Annotated in this window: 19 protein-coding genes, 1 pseudogene and 1 CRISPR repeat array; of the genes and pseudogenes, 14 read left to right on the forward strand and 6 right to left on the reverse strand. The window is 42.4% G+C overall.

Going from position 1 to position 23,513, the window contains the following annotated elements; genetic code table 11:
* Window positions 1-47: 47 nt before the first annotated feature.
* A complete protein-coding gene (locus tag ACMVDV_RS21135) occupies window positions 48-572 on the reverse strand; it encodes a cytochrome b (RefSeq protein ID WP_416159544.1) in 525 nt (174 codons plus the stop codon).
* Between the two features lie 1,409 nt (window positions 573-1,981).
* Window positions 1,982-5,072: a CRISPR direct-repeat array (repeat unit 28 nt; unit sequence TTTCTAAGCTGCCTGTGCGGCAGTGAAC).
* A 130-nt stretch (window positions 5,073-5,202) separates the two neighbouring features.
* A pseudogene (locus ACMVDV_RS21140) lies at window positions 5,203-5,280 on the reverse strand (type I-F CRISPR-associated endoribonuclease Cas6/Csy4); the annotation flags it as partial.
* A 211-nt stretch (window positions 5,281-5,491) separates the two neighbouring features.
* Between ACMVDV_RS21140 and ACMVDV_RS21145 the strand changes: the two are divergent.
* The 8 genes from ACMVDV_RS21145 to ACMVDV_RS21180 all read left to right on the forward strand — a co-directional run bounded on the left by ACMVDV_RS21145 (window position 5,492) and on the right by ACMVDV_RS21180 (window position 13,334).
* Complete coding sequence (locus ACMVDV_RS21145; protein ID WP_416159545.1) at window positions 5,492-6,445, forward strand: SPFH domain-containing protein; 954 nt, start codon at window positions 5,492-5,494, stop codon at window positions 6,443-6,445.
* Between the two features lie 18 nt (window positions 6,446-6,463).
* A complete protein-coding gene (locus tag ACMVDV_RS21150; protein ID WP_304184403.1) occupies window positions 6,464-6,916 on the forward strand; it encodes an NfeD family protein in 453 nt (150 codons plus the stop codon).
* Between the two features lie 316 nt (window positions 6,917-7,232).
* Window positions 7,233-7,907, forward strand: a complete 675-nt coding sequence (locus ACMVDV_RS21155; protein WP_416159546.1) for an ABC transporter ATP-binding protein — start codon at window positions 7,233-7,235, stop codon at window positions 7,905-7,907.
* Window positions 7,901-8,869, forward strand: a complete 969-nt coding sequence (locus ACMVDV_RS21160; protein ID WP_416159547.1) for an HlyD family secretion protein — start codon at window positions 7,901-7,903, stop codon at window positions 8,867-8,869. Before ACMVDV_RS21155 ends, ACMVDV_RS21160 begins: the two co-directional genes overlap by 7 nt.
* Window positions 8,862-10,034 carry an efflux RND transporter periplasmic adaptor subunit gene (locus ACMVDV_RS21165; protein ID WP_416159548.1) on the forward strand — a complete coding sequence of 391 codons (1,173 nt, stop codon included), beginning with the start codon at window positions 8,862-8,864 and terminating at the stop codon, window positions 10,032-10,034. Before ACMVDV_RS21160 ends, ACMVDV_RS21165 begins: the two co-directional genes overlap by 8 nt.
* Complete coding sequence (locus ACMVDV_RS21170) at window positions 10,031-11,224, forward strand: efflux RND transporter periplasmic adaptor subunit (protein WP_416159549.1); 1,194 nt, start codon at window positions 10,031-10,033, stop codon at window positions 11,222-11,224. The genes ACMVDV_RS21165 and ACMVDV_RS21170 overlap by 4 nt, the downstream gene beginning before the upstream one ends.
* On the forward strand, window positions 11,224-12,459 hold the full coding sequence (locus ACMVDV_RS21175) for an ABC transporter permease (protein ID WP_416159550.1): 1,236 nt from the start codon (window positions 11,224-11,226) through the stop codon (window positions 12,457-12,459). The genes ACMVDV_RS21170 and ACMVDV_RS21175 overlap by 1 nt, the downstream gene beginning before the upstream one ends.
* Before the next feature lie 5 nt (window positions 12,460-12,464).
* Window positions 12,465-13,334 (forward strand): patatin-like phospholipase family protein, encoded by an 870-nt coding sequence (locus ACMVDV_RS21180; RefSeq protein WP_416159551.1) that lies wholly within the window; start codon window positions 12,465-12,467, stop codon window positions 13,332-13,334.
* A 159-nt stretch (window positions 13,335-13,493) separates the two neighbouring features.
* Here the strand turns inward: ACMVDV_RS21180 and ACMVDV_RS21185 are convergent, their stop codons facing one another.
* On the reverse strand, window positions 13,494-15,119 hold the full coding sequence (locus ACMVDV_RS21185; protein WP_416159552.1) for a methyl-accepting chemotaxis protein: 1,626 nt from the start codon (window positions 15,117-15,119) through the stop codon (window positions 13,494-13,496).
* Window positions 15,120-15,288: 169 nt separating this feature from the next.
* Between ACMVDV_RS21185 and ACMVDV_RS21190 the strand changes: the two genes are divergently transcribed.
* A complete protein-coding gene (locus ACMVDV_RS21190; RefSeq protein WP_416159553.1) occupies window positions 15,289-15,759 on the forward strand; it encodes a DM13 domain-containing protein in 471 nt (156 codons plus the stop codon).
* A 98-nt stretch (window positions 15,760-15,857) separates the two neighbouring features.
* Here the strand turns inward: ACMVDV_RS21190 and ACMVDV_RS21195 are convergent, their stop codons facing one another.
* From ACMVDV_RS21195 to ahpC, 3 genes are all read right to left on the reverse strand, one after another.
* Entirely contained in the window at window positions 15,858-16,262 is a 405-nt protein-coding gene (locus tag ACMVDV_RS21195; RefSeq protein WP_416159554.1) for a GFA family protein, read from the reverse strand.
* A gap of 152 nt (window positions 16,263-16,414) precedes the next feature.
* Window positions 16,415-17,989 carry an alkyl hydroperoxide reductase subunit F gene (gene ahpF, locus ACMVDV_RS21200; protein ID WP_416159555.1) on the reverse strand — a complete coding sequence of 525 codons (1,575 nt, stop codon included), beginning with the start codon at window positions 17,987-17,989 and terminating at the stop codon, window positions 16,415-16,417.
* Between the two features lie 129 nt (window positions 17,990-18,118).
* Window positions 18,119-18,688, reverse strand: a complete 570-nt coding sequence (gene ahpC / locus ACMVDV_RS21205) for an alkyl hydroperoxide reductase subunit C (RefSeq protein ID WP_416159556.1) — start codon at window positions 18,686-18,688, stop codon at window positions 18,119-18,121.
* A 224-nt stretch (window positions 18,689-18,912) separates the two neighbouring features.
* Between ahpC and ACMVDV_RS21210 the strand changes: the two genes are divergently transcribed.
* The 5 genes from ACMVDV_RS21210 to ACMVDV_RS21230 all read left to right on the forward strand — a co-directional run bounded on the left by ACMVDV_RS21210 (window position 18,913) and on the right by ACMVDV_RS21230 (window position 23,440).
* A complete protein-coding gene (locus ACMVDV_RS21210) occupies window positions 18,913-19,332 on the forward strand; it encodes a DUF3429 domain-containing protein (RefSeq protein ID WP_304178799.1) in 420 nt (139 codons plus the stop codon).
* A 57-nt stretch (window positions 19,333-19,389) separates the two neighbouring features.
* Window positions 19,390-19,761, forward strand: a complete 372-nt coding sequence (locus ACMVDV_RS21215; protein ID WP_304178800.1) for a hypothetical protein — start codon at window positions 19,390-19,392, stop codon at window positions 19,759-19,761.
* Window positions 19,761-20,558 carry a class I SAM-dependent methyltransferase gene (locus tag ACMVDV_RS21220; protein ID WP_416159557.1) on the forward strand — a complete coding sequence of 266 codons (798 nt, stop codon included), beginning with the start codon at window positions 19,761-19,763 and terminating at the stop codon, window positions 20,556-20,558. Before ACMVDV_RS21215 ends, ACMVDV_RS21220 begins: the two co-directional genes overlap by 1 nt.
* A 2-nt stretch (window positions 20,559-20,560) precedes the next feature.
* Window positions 20,561-21,550 carry a Gfo/Idh/MocA family protein gene (locus ACMVDV_RS21225; protein ID WP_416159558.1) on the forward strand — a complete coding sequence of 330 codons (990 nt, stop codon included), beginning with the start codon at window positions 20,561-20,563 and terminating at the stop codon, window positions 21,548-21,550.
* A 213-nt stretch (window positions 21,551-21,763) separates the two neighbouring features.
* Window positions 21,764-23,440, forward strand: a complete 1,677-nt coding sequence (locus ACMVDV_RS21230) for a methyl-accepting chemotaxis protein (protein ID WP_416159559.1) — start codon at window positions 21,764-21,766, stop codon at window positions 23,438-23,440.
* Window positions 23,441-23,513: the final 73 nt, after the last annotated feature.

Consider the following 23,513-nt stretch of genomic DNA (forward strand, 5'->3'; position numbering starts at 1 on the left):
CAAAGAGCAGACTATGAGAGTTTGCTGCGAACAAGCAACGAGCTCATTCAGCCTAACATACGCTGTAATAAACCATCTTTTTTTATAAACTGGTGTACAAATGCCATCACTATATGACCTGCAATAAGTACAAGCAAAGTCCATGCAATATAAGGATGTAATCCCCCTATACTGGCAAGCCATGCAATACCATCACTTTTTGCAACTAGTTGCACACCAAACACGGTTAAGCCATAGCCTTTACCCACCATATAGGCAAGACCAGTCACAGGCATTAACAGCATGCCTAAATATAATAGCCCATGCCCTACTTTTACAAAAACAGCCAACTGTTCGTCCGCAGGCGGTCGATTTACACGCTGTGAAATAAACCAGCCAAGGCGCACAATAATAAGTACCAGCAGTAATACACCAATCGATATATGCCAGGGTACAAGCACTTGACCTACCCAATGCTCGCCCTCATTAATACGATCAAATAGCTTTAACATTTGCCAAAAAATAAGCGCCGTCATCACCCAATGAAAAAACCGTGAAACCGCGCCATATTTTTCTTGTGAGTCATAAAGCATAACACCCTCCATTATTTACCTACACTTCATTCAAGATAGCCTGCTTTCGTGTTTTTAGCACCTAACAGAGCAGCACAAGAAGTAAATGAGAAATAGCTCTGGGTTACAAACGTCAAGCTTTGATTTGCGGATAAACGATAAACACCTACTTAATTGGTTGCTAAGCTACCTGTGCTGTAGGTCGTGCTTTAGTGCGAAAATGAACTGAATTTCAAACAAACCACGGTGTTAACAATCCGTCCATGGAGCTTGGTTACATCGGTCATTGCCTAAATGGATTTAGGTACTTAGATTTTGTCGGGAACAAAAATCTGCCATGACCTCACTTCCTCAGGCTGCACTCTTTACTAGATATGTCGTTTACTTTAGGCATCCTGCCCTTCGCCATAAAGGTCTGCTTCGCAGTTCAAAAATACTCCCGATATTTTTGTCGGTCCCTCGTCACCTAAGCTGCCTGTGTTGTAGGTCGTGCTTTAGCGCGAAAGCATATTGTCGCCGTAAACATCAGCAGTATGGCGTGTAGGAGAGCGCTTTAGCGCCGAAGGGTTAAAGATAGCATCGCGCCAGTCCGCGGGATACGATACCTAGCACCTAATCACTTTCTGGAACCTAACAGCTTTTTATATCACTGCTCTAAAGCGCAGCGCCTCATAACCTCTTTGTGAATACATCACTTAAAATCATCTTGCACAAAGAGAAGTGAATGAGAAGACAAAAGGTAACGAGCTGCGGCTTATCCTAGCACCAGTTCCTACGATAGTAACAGGTGCTTCTTGGTAGCTTGGTGTTTATCAATGTAGGCGTAGAGCTTGCTCACGCGAAAAGCGAAGCTTTTAAATTGTAGGTCGTGCTTTAGCGCGAAAATGAACTGAATTTCAAACAAACTATAGTGTTAACAATCCATCCATGGAGCTTGGTTACATCGGTCATTGCCTAAATGGATTTAGGTACTTAGATTTTGTCGGGAACAAAAATCTGCCATGACCTCACTTCCTCAGGCTGCACTCTTTACTAGATATGTCGTTTACTTTAGGCATCCTGCCCTTCGCCATAAAGGTCTGCTTCGCAGTTCAAAAATACTCCCGATATTTTTGTCGGTCCCTCGTCACCTAAGCTGCCTGTGTTGTAGGTCATGCTTTAGCGCGAAAGTGACTTAATTTAAGAATAACCTTCTGTGTTAACAATCCGTCCATGGAGCTTGGTCACATCGGTCATCCATGACCTCACTTCTTCGCGCTGCACTCTTTACTAGATATGTCGTTTCGGTCACTCATCACCTAAGCTGCCTGTGCGGCAGTGAACTGTTGTTAAATTAACATCGGCGTTTGAATCCATCCATGGAGCTTGGTCACATCGGTCATCCATGACCTCACTTCTTCGCACTGCGAAACTTCGTTTCGGTCACTCATCACCTAAGCTGCCTGTGCGGCAGTGAACTGATTGGTGCTCTTATTTTCATCGGTACTATTTTTCTAAGCTGCCTGTGCGGCAGTGAACAAGTCTAAGTGCAAACACTGCTTACAGCGAAATTTCTAAGCTGCCTGTGCGGCAGTGAACGTGGTCAACCGCAGACGTGGGAACCGGTGAAATTTTCTAAGCTGCCTGTGCGGCAGTGAAGCGCTCGTCAAGTTGCTTAGATGTAAAGCCACATTTCTAAGCTGCCTGTGCGGCAGTGAACCGGTAAACGACCAAGGTTGCCAACTCATTATTTTTCTAAGCTGCCTGTGCGGCAGTGAACTTTCTGAGTTAGGAAAAGACCAGGGGCCATTGTTTCTAAGCTGCCTGTGCGGCAGTGAACCTTGTGTATACGTAACAGAGGTTTTAAATACTTTTCTAAGCTGCCTGTGCGGCAGTGAACTTTAAAATGCTGGTAACTTGGTCACGAATGGTTTTCTAAGCTGCCTGTGCGGCAGTGAACAGCAAAGCGGCCAAGAGCCAGACCCAGTAGGCTTTCTAAGCTGCCTGTGCGGCAGTGAACAATGGTTGCATGGGGTGTTGGTGCAATGGTGTTTTCTAAGCTGCCTGTGCGGCAGTGAACCTTGAAGCACTGGCACTACAATTGGCCAGTGATTTCTAAGCTGCCTGTGCGGCAGTGAACTGATCTTGGTCTTGCTCTATTAGAGTTTTCAGTTTCTAAGCTGCCTGTGCGGCAGTGAACCTCATGGGCAAGTTTGAAGGATTAGAAGGCAATTTCTAAGCTGCCTGTGCGGCAGTGAACACAGGAGGATTTAAGAAGTGATCAAACGATTGTTTCTAAGCTGCCTGTGCGGCAGTGAACGGCTACCGCCGCGCCAGCATTAAAGAAATTATTTTCTAAGCTGCCTGTGCGGCAGTGAACCCGCTGATCGGCGCGTTCCTGTGCAATAACTATTTCTAAGCTGCCTGTGCGGCAGTGAACAATTTTTAAAGTGAGGATTTGCCATGAGTAATTTTCTAAGCTGCCTGTGCGGCAGTGAACTCTACATACACATGGCCGTGGTAACTTTGCGCTTTCTAAGCTGCCTGTGCGGCAGTGAACCATGGTCCATCGTGATTTTCTCTTATGTGCATTTTCTAAGCTGCCTGTGCGGCAGTGAACTCACCTTATTCGCCTTTTTGGCGTGTTGTTTCTTTCTAAGCTGCCTGTGCGGCAGTGAACACCTGTTTGTGCTGTTATTTCGTCTAGCACTTTTTCTAAGCTGCCTGTGCGGCAGTGAACAGGCCGAGTAAAGCAACGGCACCATAACCAATCTTTCTAAGCTGCCTGTGCGGCAGTGAACTATCACGGCCACGGCGATGATTTACTAGTGCTTTTCTAAGCTGCCTGTGCGGCAGTGAACTTGGTTTTCAAGCCGTTCGCTATCAACGTAACTTTCTAAGCTGCCTGTGCGGCAGTGAACGATAAGGTGAACCAGTGTAACCAATAACTAAATTTCTAAGCTGCCTGTGCGGCAGTGAACTGGGATTGCGAATTTAGCGCGGGTCAAGCGTGTTTCTAAGCTGCCTGTGCGGCAGTGAACTGTGCCAGTTATAGCTTTAGCCCAGGTTAACATTTCTAAGCTGCCTGTGCGGCAGTGAACAGACCACGTTGTATCATTTAATGGGTATGCGTTTTCTAAGCTGCCTGTGCGGCAGTGAACGGTCGAAGTTGCTCGTACACTTATCCGTAACTTTTCTAAGCTGCCTGTGCGGCAGTGAACAGTGATTCCGCTGTACACTAGCAGCTCTTCAATTTCTAAGCTGCCTGTGCGGCAGTGAACATCGGCAAGCTGGCACGTAACAGATGATCACTTTTCTAAGCTGCCTGTGCGGCAGTGAACATTTTTGGGCGAGTGATTTTGCTCGGTATTCAATTTCTAAGCTGCCTGTGCGGCAGTGAACTCAAATGCCGTTTTTGTTCGCGGTGAGCAGCATTTCTAAGCTGCCTGTGCGGCAGTGAACTGATAAGTTTAGGAAATAGGCTTTATGTTGCTTTTCTAAGCTGCCTGTGCGGCAGTGAACCTACGAGGTCAGCACAGGCCCATACATCGTAATTTCTAAGCTGCCTGTGCGGCAGTGAACTCCATATCGTTATAAAATAGCGAGTCGTAATCTTTCTAAGCTGCCTGTGCGGCAGTGAACAAAACTAAAAAACATGCTAGCACCCTTGCTATTTTCTAAGCTGCCTGTGCGGCAGTGAACCCAAACATCTTCGCAGTAGTGTTTTGTTTCCGTTTCTAAGCTGCCTGTGCGGCAGTGAACTTGCACTATGTTTTCAATTTCTTCGGGGCGCATTTCTAAGCTGCCTGTGCGGCAGTGAACGCGATATATCCTGCTCTTCTTTTCCCGCGCTTTTTCTAAGCTGCCTGTGCGGCAGTGAACGCCCTGGCACGTTTGCAAAAATAAACGTGTCTTTTCTAAGCTGCCTGTGCGGCAGTGAACATTGCAGTGCTTCGTGCTCATTTCCTAAATCTTTTCTAAGCTGCCTGTGCGGCAGTGAACACTGTACGTTAGTGGGCAAAGTGATTTTTGCTTTTCTAAGCTGCCTGTGCGGCAGTGAACAAGGCGACTTTAAAACCTTTGTTACTTTAATGTTTCTAAGCTGCCTGTGCGGCAGTGAACAACTGTTTGGCATACCCTGCAACGCCTTCGTATTTCTAAGCTGCCTGTGCGGCAGTGAACTCAAAGCTTTCAATGTTGCCTTTTTCGTCAATTTTCTAAGCTGCCTGTGCGGCAGTGAACTCTTCGACCACTTCTTTTAAATCACTACTGGCTTTCTAAGCTGCCTGTGCGGCAGTGAACATTGACGACTTTAATTACCTTGCCAGCAACTTTTTCTAAGCTGCCTGTGCGGCAGTGAACATTCACGGATAGAAACAGTGTAATCTTTATCATTTCTAAGCTGCCTGTGCGGCAGTGAACAAGGTCAGCGTCCCTAAGGTCAGCGTCCCTAATTTCTAAGCTGCCTGTGCGGCAGTGAACAATTACTTGTTGTCTTATGCGTGAATCTCTACTTTCTAAGCTGCCTGTGCGGCAGTGAACTATAGAATATCAGCATAAAAATAAGTTACAACAAGCCATTAGGTTAAATATTGCTATTTTACCTTATAAAAAACGACCTATTATAACTAATTGTTTTTATAGTAAATTTTTAAAGAGCAAAAATAAAGGGTTAAAACCAAGGTATCGTGGCGACTTTACTTAATCCATATGAATCAAACTTACCATCAATAGGTTTATCTTTTAAACTACTAAACGCAAAGAATTACACATGCTTTTTGTGCGCATCTTGAAAAAACATGGCCATAATATTGCTATCGCAATCAACTTACCGACATACTTTGTCACGATTTTTCACTAGGTGAGCTTGCAGCTCAATGGTAACCTAGGTTTAGTCACGCAAATAAGTACATAAGTAATTGTGTGACACGCCGTATTGGCCACTATTAAGGAGAGTATCTATGGACCCTATCGCGCAAATTCTCAACATGTTATTTACTGTTGAAGCGTTTTTACTTATTTTTGTTTTAGTGCTGCTAAAAAGCAGTGTTAAATTTGTCCCGCAAAACCGCGCTTGGCTCATTGAACGTTTTGGTAAGTACCAATCAACTAAGGAAGCCGGTTTAAACTTTATTGTGCCATTTGTTGATCGTATTGCCGCTGATCGCAGCTTAAAAGAGCAAGCACAAGATGTACCTTCACAATCGGCTATCACCAAAGATAATATTTCGCTTTCTGTTGATGGGGTTTTGTATTTTCGTGTACTTGACCCTTACAAAGCCACTTATGGCGTTGATGACTATGTGTTTGCGGTAACACAACTATCACAAACCACTATGCGTTCAGAGCTCGGTAAAATGGAGCTGGATAAAACATTCGAAGAACGTGATGTGCTAAATACTAATATTGTCACTTCTATTAACCAGGCCGCTGAGCCTTGGGGTATTCAAGTATTACGTTATGAAATTAAAGACATTGTGCCACCGCAGTCAGTAATGGAAGCGATGGAAGCGCAGATGAAAGCGGAACGTGTTAAGCGTGCGCAAATTTTAGAATCAGAAGGTGACCGCCAAGCAAACATTAACGTTGCTGAAGGTAGAAAACAAGCACAAGTACTTGCTGCAGAAGCCGAAAAGGCCGAACAAATACTACGTGCAGAAGGTGAAGCCCAAGCCATTACTGCTGTTGCACAAGCTCAAGCTGATGCACTGCGTAAAGTCGGTGAAGCGGCGGATACTGAACAAGGTCAAAAAGCGATTCAGTTAGACCTTGCTACAAAAGCCATTGCCGCCAAACAAGCTATCGCTAAAGAGTCGTCAGTGGTTTTATTACCCGATAACGGTACTGACGCCAGCTCAATGGTGGTACAAGCGATGTCGATTATTAATACCTTAAATACCAAACAAAAAGGTTAAGCTGTAAAGGAGCAGAATATGGAGTTCATTACCAATAATTTACCGCAAACACTGATGATTTTAGGTGTACTGGCACTGATAATTGAAGTTGCTGTACTCGGTATGTCGACCTTTATATTGTTGTTTTTGGGTATCTCATTATTTGCAACTGGCTTAATGATGAACTTCGCTTTATTAGAAGACTCATTAACCACCGCACTTTGGAGTAATACCTTAATAACCGCCGCATGCGCATTATTACTGTGGAAACCGCTAAAGCGTATGCAAGAAAACGTAGACAGCAAACAAGTGAAAAGTGACTTTGCTGAGCTTGATTTTGTGCTTAATAATGATGTTAATGAATTAGGCCTCACGACTCACTCGTACTCAGGTATCACCTGGAAACTAAAAAGTCAGCAACCACTGAGCGCCGGTACCCATGTAAAAGTGGTGAAAAAAGAAGTCGGCGTAATGTGGGTTGCAGCAATTTAGCTGATCTGCGTATGACGCTCTGAATATGCTTTATGATTTTTTACCATAAAAACTAGCCAAGTAATTCTTTTAGCGAATTACTTGGCTTATTTGTAACAAAAAATATTCGCTAAATCCGCAAAATTCTTGGCTTAAACGCAATAAATCAACGGTAAAACCACACAATTGTTAACTGCCAATGATTTAATTGACACTTAAATGTTAAAACAATTAACTGCGGTAAATAGACGCATCTTTAACCACTCGATTTGGACTTGTGTCTCGCTATAAAACTCGCTAGTTTAACCAATCAAATAATAAAAACTAAAGTAACTGTATGATCAGGGTCGAAAATCTTTGCCGTACTTATGGTGTAGGCGAAACGCAAGTCAGTGCATTAAGTAATGTTTCATTACATATCAAGGAAGGTGAATTCGTTGCTGTGATGGGGGCGTCTGGCTCAGGAAAATCTACTTTAATGAATATTTTAGGCTGCTTAGACACGCCAACGTCAGGGAGCTATTTACTCTCAGGTGAAAGTATTAAAGAGATTGATGATGTAAGCCTGTCAGCTATTCGCAATAAAAAAATTGGCTTTATCTTTCAAACCTTCCATTTGCTTACCCGTTTAAGTGCGCAAGAAAATGTCGCTCTGCCACTACGTTATACCGACACGCCAAAACAACAAGCCAGCGAACGCGCAATGGCGATGTTAGATAAAGTCGGCCTGCGCGCTCGGGCCCATCATAAACCGTTTGAAATGTCCGGTGGTCAACGCCAACGTGTTGCCATTGCCAGAGCATTAGTGAACGAGCCAAAAGTCATCTTTGCCGATGAACCCACCGGTAACCTTGATAGCAAAACATCCCATGAAATTATGGAGTTACTTTGCACGCTTCATCAGCAAGGTCATACCTTAGTGATGGTAACCCACGAAGAAGATATTGCAGCCTATGCAAAACGCATCATTCGTATGAAAGATGGCGTGGTGATTGAGGACAGCGGATGCTAACAAAACAACTAATTAAAACCAGCCTACTATTAGCACTAGGCTGCGGATCATTTTCAAGCTTTGCCCAAAACTTACTATTGAGCGGCGAACTCAAAGCCAGCGAGCAGCAACTTTTTTATGCGCCTAAATCTGATAATTGGCGAGTGCAGGTACAGTGGATGATGGAAGAAGGCGACATAGCCCAACAAGGCGATGTGGTTGTGGTGTTTGATAGTGGCTCTATCGCCAGCGAAATTGAACAAGATGAGGTGAGTTTGGAAGCCGCAAAGGAAGAGCTGGTTCGAGTAACCACCAGTAATGAAGAAAAACAAATCGAAGCCGAATTTAACTTTAAGCGCACCGAGCTATTACTGCAGCGAGCACGGATTGATGCGGCAATACCGCAGGCAAATTTAAGCACCTATGATTATCAAAAAAATCAGCTTGAACTTGAAAAGGCATTGATCAATAGACAAAAATCATCCGCAGAACTGCTCCAAGTTAAGACTGAAAATAAAGTCGCTCACAATAAGCAACTACTCACCATTGAGCAATTGGAAACCAATTTACAATACAATAAAACACAACTAGCCAGTATGAGTATTAAAGCACAGCGAACAGGCCCTGTGCTTTATGCTAATCACCCGTGGAATGGCGAAAAAGCCTTTGTTGGCATGACAGCACAGCCAGGTTGGAAAATTGCCGAAATTCCCGCCATGAGTGAACTGTATATTGAAGCTTGGGTGCACGAAATTGATTACCAAAAGCTCACGCTCGGTCAACAAGCGCAGTTACTATTTGATGCCTATTTACAGCAACCATTGCAAGCCAAGTTAACTGAAATATCAACTCAGCCAGAAGAGCGACTGCAGTGGGGTAAGGACGCCTATTTTAGAGCCCGCTTTAATTTCAGCGCCTCAGGGTTAAAGTTATTACCCGGCATGAGCGCAAAACTGACGATAGGAGCGAGTGCAGATGAATAACAATGCCCTCTATTTTAAAACGCTATTAATAAGCACGGCGCTGTTATTAAGCGCCTGTAATAAGCAAAGCGAGCAAAACTTCAGCGTTAAAAGCAGTGATATTGTGCTGAACGTTAAAGCGAATGGCGAATTAGAGTCATCAACCAGTGCAATCATTGCGCCGCCTGCCGTGGCTCGGATGTGGCAATACCAGATAAAAACCATGCAACCTGAAAACAGCCATGTAAAAAAAGGCGATGTGGTGGTGTCGTTCGACGATAAACAAGTTCGTGACAAACTAATCGATAAACAAGGCGATCTAGAGCGCGCTAAAAAACAACTTGAGAACGCCCAAAACAAAGAGTTAATAAAAGAGCAAGAACTGACTCTGCAAGTGGCCGAGATGAAAATGAACTACGATAAAGCCAAACGTAAAGCTGAAATAGTTGATAATTCACGCTCTGAGGTCGAACGGAAAAAATCACAAATTGATTTTACCATTGCCAGTAACGACTTGACCCTTGCGAAAAGCAAACAAGCGTATCAACAACAAAGCAAAGAGCTCAATTTAAAAATGCTGCAAAGTAAAGTCGCTCGTCTACAAAGTGAAGTTGATGGCTACTTACAAGATATTGCACGACTGAAAGTAAAAGCACCGATAGATGGGCTGGTGATTTATAAAACCAATTATGAAGGTGAAAAGTCATCAATAGGCGAAAGCGTACAATTTGGTCAACCCGTTATTGAGCTTGCAGTGCTTAAAAATATGCAAGTAAAAGCGCAAATAGACGAGCCAGATAGCGGTAAAATTGCCCCAGGCCAAGTGGTTAAAATTACCATAGATGGCAGTACTGAAATCGTGGTGTCAGGTAAAATTGCCAGCTTAGGCCGAGTGTTTAGAGAAAAATCACCACAAGATAAACGCCGTATTGTTGATGCCATCGTCAGTATTGACAACCTTGATACCAGTGTTATTCGCCCAGGCCTTACAGCGCGTTTAGAGATCACCACCGCTGCGCTAACGCAGGTGTTAAGTATTCCACTAGCAAGCATACAGTATGACCAACAAGGGCCTTATGTTGTAACCACTGAAAATAATAAACAATTTATAGAGATCAGCCACTTTACCGATAACCTTGCCGTGGTTAAAAGCGGTTTAAAAGCAGGTGACGAGGTAAAATTATGAACATAAAGTTGAGTCTAAGCTTACTTGGTATCATAATATTGAGCGGTTGCTCAAAAGAAAACACAGTACAAAACGCGCTGACTTATACTGTCAGTAAACATCAATTTGCCACGGTTGTTGAAGCTAAAGGCCACCTGATTGCGGCGAATGAAACCATTATTAGTGCCCCCGCTTCAACACGAGGACCGCAAACCTTAGCCTGGCTGATGCCTGAATACAGCCAAGTTAAAAAAGGTGACGTGATTGCCCGCTTCGACGGCGAACAAATGCGTCGTCAAAGCCAAAGAAATACCAATAAGGCTGCCTTAACCGCACAAGATTTAGCACAAAAATCCGCTGAAATAGATAAAGACAAAGCGATTTTAAACCATGACATTGTATTGGTGAATGAAGAAAAGCAATTTGCCGAAGACTACTCGATTGAAGATGAGCGTATTCGTTCAAAGCTGGATATCTTAGAGTCACAACAAAACGTTGAGTTCTTAAATGCTAAGCATGATTACTATGATTGGCAAACAGGCCGCTTTGAGCAAAGTGCCGCTGGTGAGCTGATGCTATTAAAAATGCAAGAGAATCAATATAAACAAAAGCTTGCAATGCTCAACACGAACTTATCCCAGCTGGAAATTATTGCCCCACATGATGGCCTGTTAACTCATAATAGCAATTGGCGCGGCGAAAAACCCCGCGCCGGTGAAACCTTATGGCCAGGGCAAAAAATAGCCGCACTGCCTGATGTTAGCCAAATGCAATTAATGTTGTATGTGTCTGAGCGTGAAGCCATTGATTTAGCCGCCGGACAAACATTGCAATTTCAACTGATTGCTTTGCCAACGCAACAATTTAGCGGTGAGTTAATTGAGGTATCGCCGTTTCCTAAGTCGATTAAACGCGGCGATCCACAAAAGTATTACGAACTAAAAGCCAATATTACTGCGCAAACCGCTGCACTGCGCCCTGGGTTAAAGCTCAATGCACGTATTTTAGTTACTCCACAAAGCGAGCGTTTAGTGGTACCTAAGCAAAGTGTGTTTACTGAACAAAATGCCCATTATGTTTATGCCGAAAAAGCAGGGGAATTTATAAAAACAGCCGTCACATTAGGTAAACATAATCTGAGTCATGTTGAAATTCTGGACGGCTTAGCAAGCAATGATGTGGTATCACTGATAGATATAAAGGACATCTAATGAAGTATTTAAGTTTATTTATCGACACCACCTTAGAGCTTGCTCAGCACAAACTGCGCACCCTACTCACTCTATTAGGGATGATTTTTGGGGTGGGTGCTGTAATAGCCATGCTAAATATTGGTGAAGGCGCAGAGCGCGAAGCAATGAAAATGATTGACTCCATGGGCTTATATAACCTTATAGTTAATACTAAAGAGTTTGATGAAAAAGAGTTAAAAGAGCAGCGAAAGCACTCCGCAGGCTTGAGCTTGCGTGACGCCGAAGTTGCCCACGACTCGCTGCCATTTATAACCGCTTTTGCCGCGCAGAAAAACATCGAAACCTATCATATTTTTAGCCAATATAATAACAGTGATAGCCGTGCGGTGGGGGTCAGCGCTAATTATTTTCAGCTGTCTCATTTTGAGCTATTTCAAGGTCGGGCGCTAAATCAAGCCGATGAGCAAAACTTTGCACAAGTGGCTTTACTAGGCGCCAATACCGCTAAACAGTTATTTCCACTGGGGGATGCGCTTGGCCAGCAAATCAAGATTAACCATTTATGGTTTGAAGTGATTGGTATTTTACAAGCGCCCTATTTAAAGAAAAAAGAATTCCAAGGGGTAAAACTCGGTAACGAGCAAAACCAAGTGTTTATTCCTTTGAGCACGGCTTTGCATCGTTTTGAGAGTGGCCTACTTGATAGCGAAGTGAGCAGTTTAAAACTGGCAATTGATAAATCGGTTGATCCTATAGTGGCCGCGCAAGCGTTAGCGCACTTATTAAAAAATCGCCACAGCGATATCGACGATTTTGAACTAGTAATACCTGCGGCGTTATTGGCGCAACAAAAACAAACGCAGCAGATTTTTAATATTGTCATGTCCTGTGTGGCCGGTATTTCCTTGTTGGTCGGCGGTATCGGTATTATGAATATCATGCTGGCCACTGTGCTTGAGCGCACTAAAGAAATTGGTTTGTTACGTGCCGTTGGCGCCACCCAAAAAGACATTCGCGTTCAATTTATTGCCGAGAGCTTTACCATTTCTATTTTAGGTGGCCTACTGGGTGTGGTATTTGGTATTGGTTTGTCTGAAATTATCTCAATGTACTCGCAGTGGGCAGTATCGTGGTCAATGACCGCCATCGTGCTGTCGTTTAGTATTTGTGCGCTAGTCGGCCTTATTTTTGGTGTATATCCGGCAATCAAAGCGTCACAACTTGATCCAATTGAAGCACTACAAAGTGATTAACTTAAATGTTAGTCGTTAAAGGAGACAATTCGGTGAACAGCAACAAACACGCCCTTGTTGTAGAAGGCGGTGCTATGCGTGGTATCTTTGCCACTGGTGTACTGGATACATTTTTAACAGCTCAATATCAGCCATTTAAACAGTGCTTTGGGGTCTCTGCGGGAGCAACTAATATTGCCGCCTATTTATGCGGACAACACAAGCGTAATCATGCGGTGATCACTGACTACTCTTGTCGGCCTGAGTTTATCAATTTAACGCGCTTTATCCGTGGTGGTCACTTGTTTGATTTAGATTGGTTGTGGCAAATCACAATAGCCGATATGCGCTTAGATTTAGCAGCATTTGCTAAGCAGCAAAGTGAGTTTTTTATCGTGGCAACCGATATCGCCACAGCAACGGCGCAATATTTAAAAGCAACACCTGAGCAGATGGAGCAACAACTCAAAGCTTCATGTGCGATACCTATCGCCTATCGTAATTACCCTGAAATTGATGGCATTGCTATGACCGATGGCGGTGTTGCAGATTCAATTCCTGTGCGCAAAGCGTTTGCTATGGGAGCCGAAGAAATCACTGTGGTGTTATCGCAACCTCTTGGTTATCGAAAAAAACCCAGCAAAGCGCCTTGGCTTACTGAAAAGCTTTATAAAGCTCATCCTGCGCTTGCTCGTGCCTCTATAGCACGTGCCGATAACTACAATGCCAGTATCGACTTTATCCATAACCCACCTGCTGGGTGTAAAATCAACATTATTGCGCCACCCGCTAATTTTAAAGTGGGCCGTACCACCAAAAACTATAAAAAGCTCAGTGCAGGCTATGCAATGGGAATTACAGCGGCAGCGCAATACTTGCAAAACATACAGCCATAGAACAATGATTTTGTTTATAAAACGTCGAGTGTGCTGCTTATTATCGTGCTGATATTGTCACAAAAACGACGCTGAGCCAAAGCGTGTAAAAAACGTATCAAGTTAGACCGTACCTTGTCGTTCGTACTCTATTAATGACAAGGTACGCTCACCACAGCGTTATATTTTAAACTCATTAACTTGTTGTTGTAGCATACTCGCTAGTAACGCCAGCTCTTGCGATGCTTGCGCATTTTGCTGCGAACTTTCACTCACTGAGGCAATACTGGCACTAAATTCGTTGATATTACTGCTTAATTCATTAGCGACCATTTTCTGCTCTTCAGTAGCAGTTGACACTTGCGTGTTCATATCGGCAATTTCGGTTACTTCTTGGTTTATTTCAGTGAGCACCTGTGAGGAATATTGCGCATGCTCGACACTTTCTTGGGCGCTACTTTCGGCGTTGCCCATAGCAACAACCGCTTGTTGAGCCATACCTTGTAGCTTGCTGATCATTTCATTAATGCTCGCAGTGGCTTTTTGGGTGTTATGAGCAAGTTGCCTTACTTCATCGGCAACCACAGCGAAACCGCGGCCGGAATCCCCTGCTCTTGCCGCTTCAATCGCAGCATTTAAAGCCAGTAAATTAGTTTGCTCTGCGACACCTTGGATCATCATTACCACCTGATTGATATCATTGGTTTGCGTATTAAGATCGGTTATTAATTGTGTATTTGTATTTACTAGCTGAGATAACATTTGGATTGAGTTAATGTTATCTGCTACAGCTTGCTGCCCTTGTTGTGCTTTACTATCTGCATTAGTGGCTTTTTCTGATGTGGCCATCGCATTTTGTGCCACTTGCTCAATCGCACTACTCATTTGCGTAATGGCTGTCGCAATCATTGCCGACTGTTGCTCTTGCTCTGTTGCAGTTGAGGCAACTTGCTCGCTAATTGAGTTCATTTCTTCTGCCGCAGAAGATAAAGTCAAGGTTGCCCCAGACACATCGGTTACTAAGGTATGTATACGTGACAACATATTATTAAAGTTTCGCGCAGTATCGGCAATTTCATCCTCGCCAAGTACATTAGCTCGTATTCGCAAGTCGGCATTATTTGCAATTTGCGTAATGGTATCGCGCAGCGCCATCAATGGATTTTGAATAGAGCGATAAATAAAATAAGCAATGGCTAACAGCAAAAAAATCAACAGTGCGACTGATAATTTCATCACTAGACTCACTAACGCAAAGTTTTCGTCGGCTTGTTTTTTAAAGTGATTCGCTTCGTTTAATTGCAGCTCTATTAAAGCTTGATAACTTGCGCTTAACGGATCGAATACATTATATAGATCAGTAACAAACTGTTGTTGAGAAAGGGAGTCAAAGGTCCCATTACGTATTTGACTTAACAAGTTTTCAAGGTGCTGTTGAACAGGAGCCAGCTTTTGCTCAACAGTCGCCGTTAAGCCTTTTTCTTTGTTGGTTAACTCCGTACTAAGATAATTGTCCCACTCTTTATCGGCAGTATTTTTGGCTTTTTCAACAGCGCTCAACAATGCAGCTTGAGTCACCGTGCCCGCCCTATATTTATGAAATAAATCAACAATATTAACGGCATAGTTATCGGATACCGTTTTTATCTGCTTCAACGGTACGACACGATTATTGTATAAATCATCAATTCCTTTGACTAATCCTCCCATAGTGTTAATCGAAAATATCGCAGTAATCATAAAAATTATTACCGGTAAAATTGCTAACACAATCAAACGAGAACGAACCAAGTAGTTATTTAACATAGTATTCCAACGACTGCCCCTGTAAAAATTAAAGTATAATACTTAATTTGCAAGCTTCTCGTTATTTTGTAATCTTTTTTGCAATAATTAATCTGTATTTAGCTTTTCTGTTAATGTTGAACTAGATTATAAAAGAATATAGAAAGTGTAATTTTAATGGGGTTTGATCATGGCTAAAACACTGATCCGAGCATGTACATATTTAATCGTTTTTGCCTTTGGTTTTGCTGCAGGTATATATGCTTTGCCAATATTAACAGCACCTGACGGCCCCAGCCAATTAGAGCTCGCTAACCATGCACAGCAGGCATTATACAAAGGTGAGTTTAGAGATGATCTGGCAGGCTCCGATAGCTTTCATTATGGCGTTGGCGAAGTTCGGTTGACTAATAGCGCGATTTCTTTTGCTGGTACATTAAGCCCAGGCCCGGATTATCAATTGTATTTGGCCAATCGTTTTATTGATAATGAAGCTGATTTTTTGGCTTATAAAGGCACTATGACACGTGTTGCCAGCGTTAAAACTTTTGACGACTTTTTGGTGACAGTGCCGCAAGGAATAAATATTGCTGACTTTAATACTGTGATTGTCTGGTGTGAAAGTTTTGAACAATTTATAACCGCGGCTCAGTACCAATAAAAAAGTAATGGGAAACAACTGCTTTAAAATAACGAAGAGTAGCGGCACAGACTATGCGCCAGCTTACTATAGTGTAAAAACACTATCAGCCAACGACCTTAGCGGGTCGGTTCAAAACCATCATAGTGTGGGATATCGGCATTTATTTGCTCCCAATTCGCTTTTGAGCTGACAAAATTATGACTAATTGGCCGCTCTGTAATATCACTATCGAGCACACCGAGACGTAGCCTTAGTCTGCGGATATCATCAAGGTTTTCACTGTAAATTGGGCTGCCACATGCACTACAAAAATAGCGGATACGCCCTGGTTTAAATTCAAAGCTGCTTAACCACTCATTGCCTTTGATTACTTTAAAATCAGCACGATTAATAAACCCGTTAGTAGCAAATGAAGTACCACTGGCTTTACGACACAACGAGCAGTGGCAATGAATAATACTGTCGATTGGGCCATCAATTTGAACCGCTACTTTTTTACACAAACAACTTCCTTGGTACATTCACTTCTCCAATTATTTTTTTTAAAATATAGCATAAGCACCCTGTTTTCAGTACAAAAAAAGCCGCCTTTGGAGAGGGCGACTTTGGAGAATAACAGTCATGGGTGTATGGCTGCTAAATCATAAACATATGGCTGCTAAATCAAGAGTCGTTAAGCAGCTTCAGCGCTTTGCTCACTGTGGCGAATTAAATAATCAAACGCCCCTAAACTTGCCGTTGCACCACTGCCCATAGCAATGATGATTTGTTTAAATGGTGTATTCGTTGCATCCCCAGCCCCATATACGCCAGGTAACGATGTGGCACCTTTCGCATCAACTAAAATTTCACCAAATTGACTGAGTTCAAGTTCAGCATCTTTTAGCCATTCAGTATTTGGTATTAAACCTATTTGTACAAAGATACCTGCCAGCGTTAACTCTTTGCTATCGCCCGTCACACGATCAGTGTAAGTCAGTCCAGTTACTCGCTTACCATCACCGAGTACTTCTGTCGTCTGCGCATTCTTAATAATAGTAATATTTTTTAAGCTTTTCGCTTTACGAATAAGCACTTCGTCGGCCCGCAAGGTATCAGCAAACTCAAGCACGGTAACGTGTTCAACGATATTTGCTAAATCAATGGCGGCTTCAATGCCCGAATTACCACCACCAATTACAGCAACCGGCTTACCTTTAAATAATGGCCCATCACAATGTGGACAATAGGCAACACCATGCCCACGATACTGTTGTTCTCCAGCTACGTTCATCTCCCGCCAGCGCGCCCCTGTGGCAAGCACTAACGTCTTAGCTTTAAGCGTAGCGCCGTTTTCTAGCGTAATTTCATAGCCATTATTAGCACGCTGAAGATTGGCTGCGCGTTGGTTATGCATTACATCTACGTGGTATTCTTTAACATGCTCTTCAAGTTGAGCAACCAGTTTTGGTCCTTGCGTAGCTTGAACTGAAATAAAGTTCTCAATTGCTAAGGTATCGGCAACTTGGCCACCAAATCTATCCGCAACTATGCCTGTATTAAGCCCTTTACGCGCTGAATAAATTGCCGCCGATGCACCAGCGGGACCACCACCGACAACCAGTACGTCAAATTGCGCTTTCTCACTGAGTGACGCCGCTTGGCGTGCAGCACCTTTTGCATCAATTTTATTTAGAATGTCAGTCAGGCTTAACGCACCTTGGCTAAATGGCTGGCCGTTTAAGTACACAGCTGGTACAGCTAAAATATTGCGCTCTTCAACTTCGTTTTGAAATAATGCCCCATCAATCATAGTGGCTTTAATTTGGCTATTGGTAGCGGCCATGGTATTGAGTGCCTGTACAACTTGCGGGCAGGTTTGACAGCTTAAACTAATGTAAATTTCAAAATTAAGCGCTTGATCCAGTGATTGTATTTGTTCAATGTCTTCAGCCTTCGCTTTGCTTGCGTGGCCGCCGCTGTGTAATAAGGCTAACACTAAACTTGTGAATTCATGTCCCATTGGTACACCTGCAAAGGTGATATGGGTATCTTTTTCAGTGGAATGAACAACCATAGAAGGACGGCGAGCGTCAATATCAGGGTTGTTCGATACTGTAAATTTATCGCTTAACGATGCGAGATCGTGAGCTAAATTTGCTAATTCTGTTGATTTTTTGCTGTCATCCAAGGCGATAAGCAGCTCAACAGGTTGAGTAAGCGATTCAAAATGACTTTTTAATTGATTCTTAATGTTGTTGTCTAACATGGCTCTGCCCTTGTTTTCAGCAAAAAGTAACCCACCACACAGGTTAATGTGCTTAAACTTAAAGTAGTATGGTGGGAATTTTTAGCGCTGCCTAAAAGCAGCGCTTAATGTAGCTTAGCTACAGGCAAGTTAGATCTTGCCAACTAGGTCAAGTGAAGGAGCAAGTGTTTCTTCACCTGGCTGCCAAGAAGCCGGACATACTTCACCATCGTGAGTTGCAATGTATTGTGCAGCTTGAACTTTGCGAACTAATTCTTTCGCACTACGGCCAATACCTAAATCATGTGTTTCAATGATTTTGATTTCGCCCTCAGGGTTCATTACAAACGTACCACGCAGTGCAAGGCCTTCGTCTTCAATCATTACACCAAAGTTACGTGTAATACGCCCTGTTGGGTCGCCAATCATTGGGTAAGTGATTTTACCGATTGTATCTGATGTATCGTGCCATGCTTTATGAGTGAAGTGCGTGTCAGTAGACACTGAGTAAACTTCTACGCCCATTTCTTGAAGCTGTGCGTAGTGATCTGCAACATCACCTAATTCTGTTGGGCATACAAATGTAAAGTCTGCAGGGTAAAAGAAGAAGATTGACCACTTACCAAGTACATCTTTTTCAGATAGCTCTACAAAGTCACCATTGTGGTATGCAGTTGCGTTAAAAGGTTGGATTTTTGTGTTAATTAATGAAGTGCTCATAGTATTCCTCATTGGTATATTGAAAAGTAATAACAACACAGGCTGCTGTGTTGGCTTGAGTAATACAATAAGGTGTTTAAAGCATTTAATAAAATTGATTGTTTAGATTAGTTCAATCTATTTTTAGGATTGAACTATTTATTTACGGCATTCGTATTTTCTTTGTTGTTCATAATGCTGCTACAATAGCGGCGCTTATAATATGCAAACAAGGGCAAGCTGTTATGGAAAAATTTGTTAACCACATTCAACTTGGCTATCTAGGGCTACTGCCCTTTTTAGGCTGTGTTGCTTGGCCGCTTTTATTAGGAAGTAATAGCGTAAACTTAGAATTTTTCACTTTTTATAGCATCGCAATATTAGCTTTTATGGCAGGTAATTTATGGCGGGCAGGTTCACAAAGTTATAGTGACGCAATAAAAGCAGTCGTACCGGTTATTCCTATCCCCTTCTTATCATTTTTACCGACTGAATGGATGTTAGCTTGGTTGGGTCTTAGCTTTTGGCTAGTACTCGTATTTGAAAAAACCAGTCCACAATGGCAGAGCTACCATGCTGATTATCAAAAAATGCGCTTTGTGTTAACGTCAGTGGTCTTCGTCTGTCATGTTTTTGTGATTGGTATTAGTTTATACCCTAACTAACTCGCCCTTTAAAGCGGATTAATGTACCATCCGAGCTCTGCTTTTTGAGGATAAACTATGATCGACCAATTACGCCAACAGCTTGATCAACTTGGTGAAAACTATGTTGAGAAAAACGCTCATTTCAAAATTAAAGTGATCCCTTTTTTTTGTGCGATTCAAATAAAAAAAGACCATAACAGCGAAGGTCGATTATCGTTTTATTCCAATCAATGGCTTGAAATTGCCTTAGTGGTACTGCTTTTACTGTTTGGCTTAATGCTTTTTGATGTCGACGCGGGCTTTACCCATGGTCCGATCCACATCGCGTTTGCAGTACTCATTACCTTTAATTTAATCATCAAACAAATTGCCATTGAAGGTCTTAAAACACGCTTGGCTTTTTGTCGTTTAGTTGATCATAATTCTAAAAAAACACCTTTAGAATAATGTATTTAAATCCAAATTGGCGGATCCTCACGGTAGGCGATGGTGATTTATCGTTTTCTTATGCTTTATTCACTGCTATAAAACCAACCAAGTTGGTCGCTTCTACCTATGATGATGCAAGCACGCTTACCGCAAAATATGCTGATAACGCATTAACTGCACTTGAAGCAAGTAAAGTAACGGTCCTCAATAGTTTTGATGTAACGGATCCACAAGCGTGGCAACGCTTAAATGGCGAGTTATTTGATGTGGTGGTTTTTCAGTTTCCACTTATCCCAGCATTTGTTGGTGAAGCGGCCTTTCGTGAAAATACTGTCAGTATAAATACACTTAACCGCGCGTTACTGCATCAATTTCTTAAATACGCGACTGACTTTGCCCTCGATAGCAATGGACCTATGCTTTGCTACATCACATCTAAAGATGTAAAGCCTTATCGCGAGTGGAATATTGAAGGCAGTTTAAATAACGGTTTAACCTCACATTACCTTGGTCAGATGCCATTTGATATTAGCCTATTTCCAGGCTATAAAATTCGTAACGTTGACCGCGATAAACACGTCAAAGACACCAGTGGTATTAGTTATGTTTTTAGCCCTAAAGCAACGCCCGAAGTAAAAAGTAAGTTAACCATGCCAGCGTACTTAGATGATCACAGTTGTGCGCTGTGCCGTGTTGGCCCATTTCACGGCGAAGAAGATAAACAAAAACACTTATTAGCCAAAAAGCATCAACAAATGTTAGCCTTTGAGGCAGACTGGCAAGCTTGGCTTGCACAATTTAATCATCGGGAGTAGCTATGAACTTTGTAATCGTCGGTACCAATTTTATTAGTGATACTTTACTTGCAGCGGCAAAGACCGTCAGCGAATTTACGCTTTATGGCGTGTGCTCACGAGCCACTAAAAGTGGCGAAACTTTTTTAGCTAAACATGCAATCAGTGATGCAAAAATATTTACCAATATTGAACAAGTGTGTGCCGATGAGAATGTTGATGCGGTGTATATCGCTGCCCCCAATAGTTTGCATAAAAACTATGCTGTAGCGTGTTTAAATGCAGGAAAACACGTATTAGGTGAAAAACCGGCTGCCGCGAATAGCCAAGAATTAGCTGCAATTTTAACCGCAGCAAAACACAATAATCGCCTCTACATGGAAGCGATGATGACCACTCATCTACCAAATTTCTCTGTATTACGCCAAGCAATTGAGAAAATTGGCGTTCCTCGTAAATACATTGGTCAGTACAGTCAATACTCATCCCGCTATGATAAATACAAAAATGGCGAACGTCCGAACACTTTTTTACCTGAGTTTGCCAATGGTGCCCTGGTCGATTTAGGGATTTATCCGTTGTATATTTTAATTGCGCTTTGGGGCACACCAAACAGTGTACAAGCCAGCGGTGTATTACTTGACACTGGCGTTGATGGGGCCGGTGATGTGTTACTAAATTACAGTGATAAGCAAGCGGTGATCAGTTATTCGAAAATATCTCAGGGTGATAACTTTACCGAGATCCAAGGTGAACAAGGCCGTATTAGAATCGAAGCCGTTTCGCTGTTAAAACGTATGCAGTTTATCGCCAACGATGGCACTGTTAAAGAGTTATCACAGCCATTTGACGAACACTTTATGCGTCACGAAGTGACTCATTTTATTGCCATAGCCAACGCAGGACAGCTCGAATCACCGATCAATACTCATCAACTAAGTATCAGTGTGATGGCTGTACTTGATAAAGCAAGACAGCAACTTGGCGTTATTTATCCTGCCGATCGACTATAAGCCAGAAAATATATTCGCGTGCAAATAGTGCCTCAAACTATTGAGGCTTGCCGATTTTGTTGCCTCTTTTACAATAGCCTTTTGACGTACTCACTAATTTAATGCATCGCCAAACCTTCCTAGTTCGCAAATAAGACCTATGAATTCTTTAGTTAATTGAAATTATACTCTATAGTTATTTAGCATTATTATTAAATAGCAGCAGAGGCAATTTTGACAATTAGATTAATGCTTAGAACCGTTTTTGCTCTAGCAATCACAATTGCAGCTGGGCTACTGATCATCATATTGCTGTTAAAAACAGGATTATCTGATAGTCAACAATCTGCTCAACAACGCTATCAACTCAGTCATTTTGCCAATCTTGCTTCATCCAATTCGATTAAATTAACAGAGCTTGCTCGCCAATATGTGGTTACCCTTCAGCCAAGTTATAAAAATGAATATTATCACCTTGTGAAACAGCTAGGCGGCACTGAGCCATGGTTAGATGATCGTAAGAAATCTTATCTCGACCGCCTTAAAGAATTTAATGTTAATGAACAACAAGTAGCGCTGCTAAATAAATCAAATGCACTTTCTTTAAAACTAGTCGAGACTGAAGAGCTTGCTTTTCAGCTAATAAGTAACTTTGTTGGTAAGAGTCCTTCGTTATTGAGCTCGTCAGAGTCAAAACAATGGATGCAAGCAATCGCGCTACTCACTGATCAACGTTATATGGATGAAGTGGCTAAGATCCAAGCCCCAGTACAAGCTTTCTTGACTGCTATACAAAACAGTAGTTTGCAAGAAGTTGAGAGCAACAATAACCGCGTAGCCAATTTAAGTCTGATCAGTATTGTGCTGGTATTAGTTATAATCACTATTTTAGTTTTATGCTACTTGCAGCTTGAGAAGCGTGTAATAAAGACAACGACACTATTAGTTAATGAAGCACAACGCATAGCCGATGGTGATTTAACACGCAAAATTATTCACACTGGTAACGATGAAATTGCTGAGTTATCAGCCAGTTTTAATATTATGATCGATAAATTATCCACGTTACTGTCAGAAATTAACTCGCAATCTCAACAGGCCCAAATTGCTGCCAACGAGCTAGATTCTATTGCACAGCAGGCAAAGCTGCTTAACGACGAGCAGAGTCAAGCAATTGAGGTGATCTCAAGTTCAGTATATGAAAACTCCACCGCAGTCAAAGAAGTATCAAAAAACTGCTCTGAAGCGGCTCAAAATGCAGGAGATGCGGATGCTAAAACACAAGCTGGAATCGATGTCGTTAATCAGAGTATTCATTCTGTCGAATCGGTTGCTGAAATATTAACCGAGTCAATCAATGATTTGAATGACCTCGAATCGTCTGTCAACGAAGTAGCGGTGATCTTAAATGTGATCAGCAATATTGCTGAACAAACTAACCTATTAGCTCTTAATGCTGCAATAGAGGCAGCACGTGCGGGCGAACAAGGTCGAGGCTTTGCTGTGGTTGCCGACGAGGTACGCACATTAGCGAGTAGAACACAAAGCTCAACTGTTGAGATACAACAAAAAATCAATAGCTTACAGTCTGCAAGTAACGCTGTTACCGAACGGATCCGTAGCAGTGATGCTCGGGTTAAAGACGCGGTAGCAAACTCAGAAAAAGTGGGCTTAATGCTCAAAGAAATAAGCACCCAAGTGCGCTTAATTTCAGATGCAAACCGAACCATTGCAGCTGCATCCGAGCAACAAGCACAAGTAACCGAAGATATCGCTGAACGCTTAACCGGTATTCAAGATGCCAGTATGCAATCGCAGTCGCAAACCGCACAGATCTCATCTTCATCTAGCGAACTTGCCCAAGTGGCGGTTAATTTAAATACACAAATAAGTAAGTTTAAATTAAGTTAGTATCACTTGCCAAAGCAATCGTTATTTATACTCAAACCACTATATTTAACTTAAGGCTACGCTGAGGCAAGAG

This window comes from Pseudoalteromonas sp. ASV78 (assembly GCF_047806705.1).
GTDB classification, from domain to species: Bacteria; Pseudomonadota; Gammaproteobacteria; order Enterobacterales; family Alteromonadaceae; genus Pseudoalteromonas; species Pseudoalteromonas prydzensis_A.